Raw genomic sequence first — 10,274 nt, forward strand, 5'->3', positions numbered from 1 at the left:
CCGCGTAGTCGTATTTGCAAATACTGCCGCGCGCAGACTATTTCATCCTCGAGATAGCCTCGACGGTCTCTCGGTAGAGATGCTTCTGCCTGATTGGCCGCCGCCATCCCAGGTCTCGCCGTGTCGCATCGGGGAAGGTTCAGGCCACGAAAATTCCGCGCGGGTGAGATAGGTGGACTGGCAGGCAACCTCGGGAACGATGACTACGCTTTTCATCGAAGCCGAGCGGAAGGTGGCGGGTGCCGGCGCAATCCGTTCGTGGATTCCGTATCGCTCCGCTCAACGGTGCATAGAAGCCTCCTCTATCGTCAGGCAAGCGGCAAGTTTCCGGCATGTCCGCTCAAAACCGCCGGTCTGTCCTCCCCCCGACAGGCTATTCAGCACATAAGCCGATCGGCACGACGGACGGGATGGGTCGTGCACTGGAAGATTTTCACGCCAAGCTGTGCTTCAATTCGTTGAACGGCCTTACCCACGTCGACTTGCTGGTCGCAAATTGCAAGGCGCCACGCGTGAAGCTGTCGCTCTCCGCCACCGCCGCGAAGATTGCGATATCTGTATCGAAGAAGGTTCCTTCGTCATCGTCTCGGGCTTGGAATTAATTCAGAACGGAGCGACCACGTTTCTTTGGTGATATTTATTGTCCTTGTTGCCCTCCTGACATGTCGAGCGGGCGTTCGACTTCTTGTAAGTGGATATCGCAACGGCTATCACAATCCGGAAGGTCGCTTGATACCACCGGTACACCTGCCGGTCAGCACCCCGGCAGCGGGCAGGCTTCGCCGCCGCCGAAGAGGCGCGAGCGGGTGAGGGAGCGTTTTTCCCGTCCGTTGTCGAGCGAGAACATGCCGCTCCGGCCCGGCACGACGTCGATGATCAATTGCGTGTGCCGCCAGACATTGAACTGGCTTTCACTGATATAAACCGGCACGCCGCCGATCTCGCCAAGCTTCACATCCCGGTCGCCGACGATATAGTCGTCGGCCGGGTAGCACATGGGCGCGGAACCGTCGCAACAGCCCCCGACTGGTGAAACAGGATTTCCGGATGATCAACCTGGATTTCTCGAATAAGGTCTAGAGCCGCTTCGGTCGCTACCACGCGCGGCTCGGTCACGACTTCGGACATGATGGTCCTCCTTGAGCAAAATCCCTCCCCGCAAGCGAGGGAAGGGAGCGTGCCGCACCGCGCCCGGGAAACCTCCTCCATCAGCGAGGCGGAGAAGGCGGGAGGGCGCTCAGAAGAAACCGAGCGCCTTGGGAGAGTAGCTGACCAGCATGTTCTTGGTCTGCTGGTAGTGGTCGAGCATCATCTTATGGTTTTCGCGACCGATGCCCGACTGCTTGTAGCCGCCGAAAGCAGCATGTGCCGGATAGGCATGGTAGCAGTTGGTCCACACGCGGCCGGCCTGGATGTCCCGGCCGAAATGGTAGCAGCGGTTGGCGTCGCGGCTCCAGACGCCCGCCCCGAGGCCATAGAGCGTGTCGTTGGCGATGGCAAGCGCATCGGCATCGTCCTTGAAGGTGGTGACCGAGACGACCGGCCCGAAGATTTCCTCCTGGAAGATGCGCATCTTGTTGTGGCCTCGGAAGACGGTCGGCTTGACGTAGTAGCCCTCCGCAAGCTCGCCGCCGAGATTGTTGCGGCCGCCGCCGGTCAGCACTTCGGCGCCTTCCTGCTTTCCGATGTCGATATAGGAGAGGATCTTCTCCAGTTGCTCGGACGAGGCCTGCGCGCCGATCATCGTCGCCGTGTCGAGCGGATTGCCCTGCACGATCTTCTCGACGCGCTTGATCGCCTTTTCCATGAAGCGTTCGTAGATTTTCTCATGCACCAGCGCGCGGCTCGGGCAGGTGCAGACCTCGCCCTGGTTCAGCGCGAACATCGCAAAGCCTTCCAGCGCCTTGTCGAGGTAGTCGTCGTCCTCGTTCATGACGTCGGCGAAGAAGATGTTCGGTGACTTGCCGCCCAGTTCCAGCGTCACCGGAATGAGGTTCTGGCTGGCATATTGCATGATGAGGCGGCCGGTCGTCGTCTCGCCGGTGAAGGCGATCTTGGCGATGCGCGGGTTCGAGGCGAGCGGCTTGCCGGCTTCGAGCCCGAAGCCGTTGACGATGTTGAGCACGCCGGGCGGCAGGAGGTCGCCGACGAGTTCGGCCCAGACGAGGATCGAGGACGGCGTCTGCTCGGCGGGCTTCAGCACCACGCAATTGCCGGCGGCAAGCGCGGGCGCCAGCTTCCAGGCGGCCATCAGGATCGGGAAGTTCCAGGGGATGATCTGGCCGACCACGCCGAGCGGCTCGTGGAAATGATAGGCGATCGTCTCGTGATCGACCTCGCCGATCGTGCCCTCCTGTGCGCGCACGCAGGAGGCGAAGTAGCGGAAATGGTCGATGGCGAGCGGAATGTCGGCAGCCATGGTCTCCCGTAGCGGCTTGCCGTTGTCCCAAGTCTCGGCCCTGGCGAGCAGTTCGAGATTGTCCTCCATGCGTTGGGCGACCTTCATGAGGATGTTGGAGCGCTCGGTCGCGGCGGTGCGGCTCCACCTGTCCTTGGCGGCATGCGCCGCATCCAGGGCACGCTCGATGTCGGCGGCGTCGGAACGGGCGATTTCGCAGAGCTTACCGCCGGTGATCGGCGTGATGTTGTCGAAATAGCGGCCCGCGACCGGCTCCCGCCATTGGCCACCGATGAAATTACCGTATTTTGCCTTATACGGGTTTTCGACGATCTTCTGGTGCAGCATGTCATTCCTCCCATCAAAGACCCGGATTGGGCCGTCGACAGGATGGTGCAGCGCTTTGCCGGCATGCGGTAGACGCAGACCGGCGATGGCCGGCACAACTGTTTCAGATTTGAGACAGGACAGAGCAACGGCCTGCGCTGCGGCGCAACATCAATTGACCGAGAGCTTCTTCATCTTCCGGTACAGCGTCGCGCGGCTGATGCCGAGCATGTCCGCCGCCTGGCTGACATTGCCGCCGGCACGGGTGAGCACGCGGCGAAGGGCAGCACGTTCGGCGTGGTCGAGCTCACGCCCTTCCTCTACCCGATCCTCGCGCAGGAGATCGGAGGCCGCGATTCCTGTCGCGATGCGCCGGTCATCAAGGCCGAGGGCCTGCCTTGCCGCTCGGGTGGCGCCAAGGACGAGATCGTCGCGGTCAATCGCGAGCAAGGCCGGTGCCGCTTTGCCGTCAATGGGCACGAGAAGGATGCGAGCCGCCGAAAAGGCACGGCGGAAGAGACCTGCCTCGATCCGTGCGGCGGCATCGCGCACGGCCTGGGAGAGGATCGACATGATCATCTCGTTGGCGTCGTTGCGGCAGCTGGAGATGTCGATGGCCGCCGCAACGCGGCCGGCATGGTCACGGATCGGCGCCGTCGTGCAGGAAAGACCAGTGTTGCACGACAGGAAATGCTGGTCGCGCAGGATCAGCACGGCTCGCTCATCGGCAAGCGCCGTGCCGATTCCGTTGGTACCGACGCTGGCTTCGCTCCAGACCGTGCCGGACCAGAGGCCGACGCCGCGGAAGTCACGGTCGTCGCCCGCCGCGCCGCGGCGTTCAAGCGCAATGCCGTTCTCATCCGTCAAAAGCAGGCAGCAGCCGGCCTTCCCGACGGTCGCGAACAGCCGGTCGATCTCGCCACGCGCCTCTTCGATCAGCGCGTTGGAACGGTATCGGGCCTGCCGGAACTCGGCGTCGCTGAGCCGCCAGGGCGTGCGGTCTTCCTCAGGGGAGAGACCGTGAAGGGTGAGGCAGCGGCGCCAGGAGGCTGCGACTAAGGAACTTGCCGCAGCCGAGGAATGGGCCGCAACGGTATGCACATGATCTGCGTGATCGAAACGCATAGGCATCCGCTTTCCTCCCGAAGGCTTCCTACCAATGCACCAGACTATAATGCAGAGCACACCGTAGTCTGTCTCCAGATGTCAGTCCAGTTGGCCTGCCTGCGATGAATGCATACATCGCCCATCCTCGGGCTTCAACGCGAAGGGGGGGGCGCGCGTCCCGGTGGGGGTACTGCAGGTCCCCTGGACAGGCTTCCCCACCGCGTCCGTATCCTGGAAATGAATGGTGACGGGAACTGGCTCGCCAACGAGGCAAATACAAAAGCCCCGTCGGGACGAAACCGGCCCGCGGAAATAGTTCGCCTCTCCATCGTCGGAAAATGGCAAAGGGCGAGCGAATGCCGGAAACGGTGTCGCGGGCTGGCATGCCCCAAGGGGCATAGCGGCGAACGACATGCCTATTCCTATAACCACCCATATGTAGCGGAATGTTTATGAGGCGATGAAGGCCTTTCGTCCGCCGCTGCTGCGGTTCGTTAGAACTCCACGCCTTCCAGTTTCCCGATCAGCGTGTTGCGATCCTCGACGGACTTCAGGCGCACCGTCAGGGCCGTGCTCTTGACGGGAACCTGGGGCGGCAGGGACACGGCAACGCCCGGAATGTTCTCCGCCGCCCACTGGCGGAAGCGGGGCAGCTTGTTCGGGCCGATGATGGGGAAGGTATGGCTGTATCTGAAGGTCATTTCTGGTCTTTCTGGATAGGGCAACGGACACGGCAAGGCCGACCGGCGTTGCTCCGCAGGTTTCAATCTCGGATCGGCAATTCCTGGCATCACTCTTACCGTGGCAGGTAGTGACGCCAGGCAATCAGCGTCCGGCGCTGACCCTATGGATGGAACGAACGGGAAGCCGCCGCCGGCGTGTGGGGCCTGTCGAAGACATCGGCATCGCCTCAGCCCCCGATCATTTGCGGTTCACCGGGCGGCGGTTTTCTACCGCCCGTGCAGCGGAAGGGTTCGGGGTGCTCCGGTTCATCATCGAGCGCCCGCACGAAGGCGGCGAGCTCGGCGTCGTCGAGCCTGTCTGCGGCCTCTCCAAGCGAAAACCATTGCCGCTGTCTTTGCCCCTTCTCCCGCCAATGGCTGAGCGTGCCGCGCACGTTCATGCCGAACACTGTGACACGGCAGAGTGCCTGCGAACCGTCGTCCAGGATCTTCTGGTACCGAAAGGCCATCATCGGTGACGGCGAAATATCGCCGATGACGCCTGCCTCCTCGAAGGCTTCGCGCGAGGCCGCGACGAGGAGCGGATATCCCTTCACCGGCCACCCCTTGGGCACGATCCAACGCCCGCGTGCACGCGAGGTGATGAGCAATATCCTCATCTCGCCATCGCGCTGGATGCGCCAGGGAAGGGCGCCGACCTGCTGCCGTTCGCCCGGCACGTCAGCACCGGAGACGTGTTCCGTCACCTTGACTGCCAGATTCATTGCCGGGCCCTCCACAACAGGCCCGGCGCACTACGCGGGACGATAGCGATGGGCGTCCGGCACCAGGGGCAACGGACTGCGGCCCGTGGCTGGGGCCGGTCGCAGGAAAGGCAGACACGGAAGAGCTGGGAGAGAGACATGGATACGCTCCATCGATGCGCCGGATAGAGGCGCAAATGAACCGCACTGTTTGGTCGTGGGGTTCCCGGAGCGGCGGGGTCTGCGGCGGCGTTACAGGTTTAGGGCTGCCGGCTCCGGGGAACGGAGCGTGCTTGATCGATCAGCCGCGATATCCTGACAAACGTATCCATGTGCATGCCCCCGACATGGCCTTTCATTGCGGCGATTTCAAGAGCTAAATTGGCGCTCCTAGCGCCTGCCGCAATTGGATGCGGCTAAGTCGCGTAGCACTCGCATGATCACCCCGGCGCATATATCCGATCGGCAGGTCGGCAGGGTGAACGCCCTTTCAAAGGAATTGGACATGTCCGCCTCAATTTGCGGGTGCCGAAACCGTCACCGGTCGGATTCCGAGCCGAGCACGGTGGCCTAATCGCTTGCCGGCGCGCCGATCTCCGGCGTCATCGCGCTTGGCACCGAACTAACGGAGGCCGACATCCCCCTCATCCAGGGCTTCGGCCTGCCTACGGTCTTCATCGACACGTTCCACGACGTGCTCGACGCCAATTTCGTCGACATGAACAACGAGGATGCCGTCTGCAAGGCGCTGTCCTGTTTCCGCATTCAGGGCTTCCAGCGTACCAGCTTCGTCGCCCCCCATGTGGACAAGACCAATTTCCGCTTGCGCCGCGGGTCTTCTTCAAGAACATGGGGGCTCGGCATGCCGGTGAACGAGGCCGATATCCTCTGGGTGGAATTACGACCGAACTTATCTCGATATCCGCGCCCTGCTCTCGACCGGCCTCGACCTCGCCGGATGCTATTTCTGCACCAAAGACTCCTCGTTTGCTATTGGCCCTGTAGTGATGAGGCAGGGGCCGGCCGGACGGCTTGCGGGACTGCTCGAACCCCCTTCACACGATCCGACATAGGAACCCGGCTGCGGTCTGCGATCCTGATAAAGATCATCGTCATGAGGGCTCTTCTCTCTCCAACAAGCCTGCCCTCCTCCCGGCCCTCTTCTCCTCCCACCGCAACCAAACCGCCCCCCCGCCTCAGCGAAATGGTCACCGTTCAGTGCGATAGGGTCCACGCAAGATGGGAAAATCGGACCCCCAACGGGCGCTACCGTCGTGCCAGGTTCGATCAGAAAGAAGGAGAAGACCTACCGGAAGGTGGGCTGACAGCAGCTCCGCCAGGACGGATCCAGCTCTCGGAAAGTGAGGCCAGTCTGTCGCGATCCCTGTGCCGGTCAGTTCGGTTCTATCCCTGTGCCAACGCCAGAGCACGCGCTGTTAGCGTGGACGGCTACCTCGTCGAACCCCGGGCGCGGTTGCTGCGACTCCGAATAGAAGCATGATGCGAACTGCCCGGCATCCCCTCGGCTCAGAGGAGCTTGGCGCGTTGCCATGCGACGTTAACCTGCCGCCCCATTGATGGAAAACATGCGGGCCATTGCTTTGGCCAAGGGGAAAATCTAGTGGGCAATGTTCGCGAGCCAGAGGCGAATGTCGTCGATGGAACGCATCAGGATGGAAGGGTTGTCGCGAGAGGGAATGAACCCCCAGCCCTGCCAGTAGCGCTCGGCCTCCGCGTCGACCGCCCTGACGACGACGGCGCGGCCGCCGACGATGTCCGCCCCGGCGAGGCAGCGGTTCAAGGCATCCTTGACCAGCCCGCTACCGATACCGCGCGCCCGGTATGGTTCTGATCAACAGCCAGTTGTCCGATCAAAAGGCAAGGGATCGGGTCCGGTGGCCGTCCGGTGCGAATGGCCCGCGGCGCACTGTTCGGCTGAATGACACTCGGGGCAGGCCCATAATAGCCGACCAAGACTTGTTCATCGTGCATGACCAGGACGCGCGTGAAGCCGCGCGCCTGGCTTGAGCGGGCGAAACCGTCAACCACGCATCGAGCGCTGGCTTGCCACAATCGAATGCGTCGAGCCGGTGCGCGTCATCAGGCAATTCGGGGCGTGAAACCACCGCCTAGCGTTCCCAAGGAGCTATACGGCGGCGCAACCGTTCCGCCGCCTTTGGAGGCGGAACGGTTGCGGGAGCGGAGATGGCCCGCATGAACGCATCATGCGCATCGGGCGAAAGGCGGATGACGGTTTCATTGAGGATCGCGGTCTGCGCTTCATGCAGCGCGGCGCGGCGCATGAACTCGGTGCGGGACAGGCCGAGCAGTTCCGCGCCACGATCGATGATTGTCAGATTGTCGTCGCTAAACCGCATCGAGACGGTTATTTCCTTTCGCGGGACCGTGCCTGCCATGGTGCGCTCCTGTGCAGCGAATGTATAACGCGAAATGCAATACTCTTGCGTTTCAAGCGGCGATGAGGTGCGCTGACGGCATATTGCGGCGAGATGGATCTATACCGCAATGCAGAGCTCAGAACGTCAGTTTTTCCCCGATTAAAGCATGCACTATGTCTATCGGAACGGGCGCATGAACAATGAGACTGTTTTGATGCCTGTATTCACCCTTGAAACTGTGTGGCGGCAGGGTAGAATGGTAGAAAAGTAGCTGCTCAGGTAGAATGGAGTGTCGCCACATGAGTCTCAACGTGAAGGATCCAGAAGCACATCGCCTTGCTCAGGCTATTGCCCATGCGACCGGGCAGAGTATGAGCCGCGTCGTGACCGACGCTCTGCGTGAGCGGTATGCACAAATTGAAAAACAGAGAGGCAGGGCTTCGGTCGGAGAACTTCTGGCGATCGCTGACAGAGCTGCGGCCCATCTGAAACGACCTTATGCCGATCACGCCAAGCTTCTCTATGACGAGGACGGCCTGCCGAAATGATTATCGACACATCCGCCATGGTGGCGATACTTTATGGCGAGCCGGAAGCCGTTCCCTTCACGCGACTGATCCACGATTCTGCAACCAGCCGAATCAGCGTGGCGAACTATTTGGAACTGTCCATGGTGATCGAAAAGCAACTCGGGCCGGAAGGCATGAGGCAGGCCGATGCTTTCTTCCGCCGTGCAGCGATCAACATAGAGCCAGTGACCGTCGAACAAGGCCATCTGGCCCGACAGGCATTCCTCGATTTCGGGAAGGGCAGACACAAAGCTGGACTGAATTTCGGTGACTGTTTTGCCTACGCTCTTGCCCGGGATTTCGACGAGCCGTTGTTATTCAAGGGTACCGACTTCACAGAGACAGACATCCGTTCGGTTGCATGACACACGCGACTTGGAATGATGATTCGGCTGCTAGCGCCCTTTACTGGCGTTTTGGCTTCCGCAAAGCGGTTCCGCTTTCGACCCCATCTCTGCCCGTCCATTCTCCGTGAGACGAACGGCAGGTTTCAGGCAGGGAAGCCCCTTTAACGGCGACAATGAGGGTCGGAAGCTGAACGGCTGGCGCGCGGTGGTCTGCGGACAGGCAGCTTTTAGCAAGCTGTGGGCTGAACCGGAAACTGTGTGGTGCCGAACTGCGGGATTTGCACCAGACTACATTGGTCGGCGACCGTAAGAAAAATTCAAAGCTGTTTCGTTGGACACATAGCCATCAATAGCATCCGCTTCGACGCTTCGAATTAAAATCATCGCGCATGACTTGACGCTCTGAGGCGGTAGCATCCTTGATGGGTGCCCATGCTGGGTGGTCAACCCGTTGGTCCCACAACTCTAACGCAGCCTGTACCGGCACTGTTGCGGTGTCGGCAAACTCGGTGCGAACGCTCAAGACCTCCAGTCCCGCGCCTGAGAGCAACACCTGGCACTTGCCTTGCGTGTCGGCAACCTCGCCATAGGCGAGGTGGATTCCGCGGCGTGCAGCGACTTCCACGGCGCGTTGCGATAGTCCGAACGGCTTGGCAGGCGTCTCGAAGGCAAGAACACCTCCGGCCTTGAGGAAGGTCACCCAATGCCGCAAAGCACCGGCAACGTCCGACATGAGCACCAAGGCCGACGCGAACATCTCGGCCATTGCGCGTCGGTTTGGCGTCAATCGCGGACTTTTGAACACATGGCGGCGGGCGGCAGGGCAGATTGGTCCGGCTTCAGCCGTTGCCGCGGCGGAACAACCCGTTTTCGTGCCGATCATGATCGCCGACCATCAAAATGAACGGCACGCTGATGAAGCAGATGCCAGCGCGGGCGCCGCCGGCCGGATCGAGATCGAACTCGGCGGCGGGCGGATGATCGTTACAGGCAATGTTGCTCCCGACCTGGCGCATGCGGTGGTGACAGCACTACGGGGTAGACGGTGATCGGTCCTGCGAGGGGGCTGAGGATCATGGTGGCGACCCAACCGGTCGATTTCCGGCGTGGGATGAACGGCCTGATCGCATTGGTGGCGTCCGCCCTTTCGGCCGATCCCTATTGCGGCGATATTTTTGTTTTCCGGGCCAAGCGGCGCGACCGGTTGCGCTGCATTTATTGGGACGGGTCAGGGATGATCCTTTCGACAAAATGGCTGGAAAGCGGGACGTTCACTTTCCCGCCCGTCAAGGATGGCGCTCTTCACATGACCCCCGAGGAGTTCGGCCTGCTTGTTGCGGGTCTGGACTGGACGCAGGTCCGGCAAAAGCCCGTGAAGCGCCCGACGAAAGTTGCTTGATCTCATTGTATTTGCTTGCAGATTCATGCCGATGTGGTAGTTTTCGGCATGTCTCTTCGCCACGATCAGCTCCCGCAGGATGTCGAGCAACTGAGCCGGATGGTCCTCGATCTGAGAGCGGAAGTTGCCTATCTGAAGCGGCTCATCCACGGCGCAAGATCAGAGGGGCTTTCGACAATCGACCCCGCACAGACCAGTCTCGATCCTGGTGATCTTTCGGCTGTTCCGGTCGCCGCCAACGACGATCAGCCTGACGGTTCCCGGCACAAGGCTCGTGGCCGACAGTCCGCAGCCCGCAATAT

At 61.4% G+C, this 10,274-nt stretch carries 13 protein-coding genes and 1 pseudogene; 5 read left to right on the forward strand and 9 right to left on the reverse strand.

The window, feature by feature from the left end; all coding sequences use genetic code 11:
* Positions 1–754: 754 nt before the first annotated feature.
* The 8 genes and pseudogenes from HNQ66_RS21660 to HNQ66_RS21695 all read right to left on the reverse strand — a co-directional run bounded on the left by HNQ66_RS21660 (position 755) and on the right by HNQ66_RS21695 (position 7,675).
* Positions 755–1,128 (reverse strand): annotated as a pseudogene (locus HNQ66_RS21660) (DUF779 domain-containing protein).
* A gap of 109 nt (positions 1,129–1,237) precedes the next feature.
* A complete protein-coding gene (gene adh / locus HNQ66_RS21665; RefSeq protein WP_184146673.1) occupies positions 1,238–2,746 on the reverse strand; it encodes an aldehyde dehydrogenase in 1,509 nt (502 codons plus the stop codon).
* Between the two features lie 150 nt (positions 2,747–2,896).
* Entirely contained in the window at positions 2,897–3,856 is a 960-nt protein-coding gene (locus tag HNQ66_RS21670) for a helix-turn-helix domain-containing protein (protein WP_184146705.1), read from the reverse strand.
* Positions 3,857–4,326: 470 nt separating this feature from the next.
* A complete protein-coding gene (locus tag HNQ66_RS21675; protein WP_184146675.1) occupies positions 4,327–4,533 on the reverse strand; it encodes a hypothetical protein in 207 nt (68 codons plus the stop codon).
* A 209-nt stretch (positions 4,534–4,742) separates the two neighbouring features.
* Positions 4,743–5,279, reverse strand: coding sequence for an NUDIX hydrolase (locus HNQ66_RS21680; protein ID WP_184146677.1), 537 nt, complete (start codon positions 5,277–5,279; stop codon positions 4,743–4,745).
* A gap of 601 nt (positions 5,280–5,880) precedes the next feature.
* The gene (locus tag HNQ66_RS21685; RefSeq protein ID WP_184146679.1) at positions 5,881–6,060 is read right to left on the reverse strand and encodes a hypothetical protein; all 180 of its coding nucleotides are present in this window, start codon (positions 6,058–6,060) and stop codon (positions 5,881–5,883) included.
* A gap of 816 nt (positions 6,061–6,876) precedes the next feature.
* Positions 6,877–7,059: a hypothetical protein gene (locus tag HNQ66_RS23780; RefSeq protein WP_343059601.1), complete on the reverse strand. Its 183-nt coding sequence runs from the start codon at positions 7,057–7,059 to the stop codon at positions 6,877–6,879.
* Between the two features lie 328 nt (positions 7,060–7,387).
* A complete protein-coding gene (locus HNQ66_RS21695) occupies positions 7,388–7,675 on the reverse strand; it encodes a type II toxin-antitoxin system TacA family antitoxin (protein WP_184146681.1) in 288 nt (95 codons plus the stop codon).
* Positions 7,676–7,956: 281 nt separating this feature from the next.
* Between HNQ66_RS21695 and HNQ66_RS21700 the strand changes: the two genes are divergently transcribed.
* The gene (locus HNQ66_RS21700; protein ID WP_184146683.1) at positions 7,957–8,205 is read left to right on the forward strand and encodes a type II toxin-antitoxin system VapB family antitoxin; all 249 of its coding nucleotides are present in this window, start codon (positions 7,957–7,959) and stop codon (positions 8,203–8,205) included.
* Positions 8,202–8,591 (forward strand): type II toxin-antitoxin system VapC family toxin, encoded by a 390-nt coding sequence (locus HNQ66_RS21705; protein WP_184146685.1) that lies wholly within the window; start codon positions 8,202–8,204, stop codon positions 8,589–8,591. Before HNQ66_RS21700 ends, HNQ66_RS21705 begins: the two co-directional genes overlap by 4 nt.
* Positions 8,592–8,919: 328 nt before the next feature.
* Here HNQ66_RS21705 and HNQ66_RS21710 read toward each other — a convergent pair whose 3' ends face one another.
* Entirely contained in the window at positions 8,920–9,306 is a 387-nt protein-coding gene (locus tag HNQ66_RS21710) for a hypothetical protein (protein ID WP_184146687.1), read from the reverse strand.
* Here HNQ66_RS21710 and HNQ66_RS21715 point away from each other — a divergent pair.
* The 3 genes from HNQ66_RS21715 to HNQ66_RS21725 all read left to right on the forward strand — a co-directional run.
* Positions 9,305–9,622, forward strand: coding sequence for a hypothetical protein (locus HNQ66_RS21715; RefSeq protein ID WP_184146689.1), 318 nt, complete (start codon positions 9,305–9,307; stop codon positions 9,620–9,622). The genes HNQ66_RS21710 and HNQ66_RS21715 overlap by 2 nt on opposite strands.
* Before the next feature lie 26 nt (positions 9,623–9,648).
* A complete protein-coding gene (tnpB, locus tag HNQ66_RS21720; protein ID WP_210308855.1) occupies positions 9,649–9,972 on the forward strand; it encodes an IS66 family insertion sequence element accessory protein TnpB in 324 nt (107 codons plus the stop codon).
* Between the two features lie 48 nt (positions 9,973–10,020).
* On the forward strand, positions 10,021–10,274 hold a 254-nt coding region (locus tag HNQ66_RS21725; RefSeq protein WP_210308856.1), incomplete at its 3' end, for an IS66 family transposase.

Origin of the sequence: Shinella fusca (genome assembly GCF_014203155.1) — a bacterium.
Classification (GTDB): Bacteria; Pseudomonadota; Alphaproteobacteria; order Rhizobiales; family Rhizobiaceae; genus Shinella; species Shinella fusca.

Bases quoted from the DNA above. Each gene is read 5' to 3' on its own strand.
- HNQ66_RS21675 (WP_184146675.1), bottom strand. From the start codon at position 4,533: ATGACCTTCAGATACAGCCATACCTTCCCCATCATCGGCCCGAACAAG.
- adh (WP_184146673.1), bottom strand. From the start codon at position 2,746: ATGCTGCACCAGAAGATCGTCGAAAACCCGTATAAGGCAAAATACGGT.
- HNQ66_RS21685 (WP_184146679.1), bottom strand. From the start codon at position 6,060: ATGGGGGGCGACGAAGCTGGTACGCTGGAAGCCCTGAATGCGGAAACA.
- HNQ66_RS21705 (WP_184146685.1), top strand. From the start codon at position 8,202: ATGATTATCGACACATCCGCCATGGTGGCGATACTTTATGGCGAGCCG.
- HNQ66_RS21670 (WP_184146705.1), bottom strand. From the start codon at position 3,856: ATGCCTATGCGTTTCGATCACGCAGATCATGTGCATACCGTTGCGGCC.
- HNQ66_RS21700 (WP_184146683.1), top strand. From the start codon at position 7,957: ATGAGTCTCAACGTGAAGGATCCAGAAGCACATCGCCTTGCTCAGGCT.
- tnpB (WP_210308855.1), top strand. From the start codon at position 9,649: ATGGTGGCGACCCAACCGGTCGATTTCCGGCGTGGGATGAACGGCCTG.
- HNQ66_RS21695 (WP_184146681.1), bottom strand. From the start codon at position 7,675: ATGGCAGGCACGGTCCCGCGAAAGGAAATAACCGTCTCGATGCGGTTT.
- HNQ66_RS21680 (WP_184146677.1), bottom strand. From the start codon at position 5,279: ATGAATCTGGCAGTCAAGGTGACGGAACACGTCTCCGGTGCTGACGTG.
- HNQ66_RS21710 (WP_184146687.1), bottom strand. From the start codon at position 9,306: ATGTCGGACGTTGCCGGTGCTTTGCGGCATTGGGTGACCTTCCTCAAG.
- HNQ66_RS21715 (WP_184146689.1), top strand. From the start codon at position 9,305: ATGAGCACCAAGGCCGACGCGAACATCTCGGCCATTGCGCGTCGGTTT.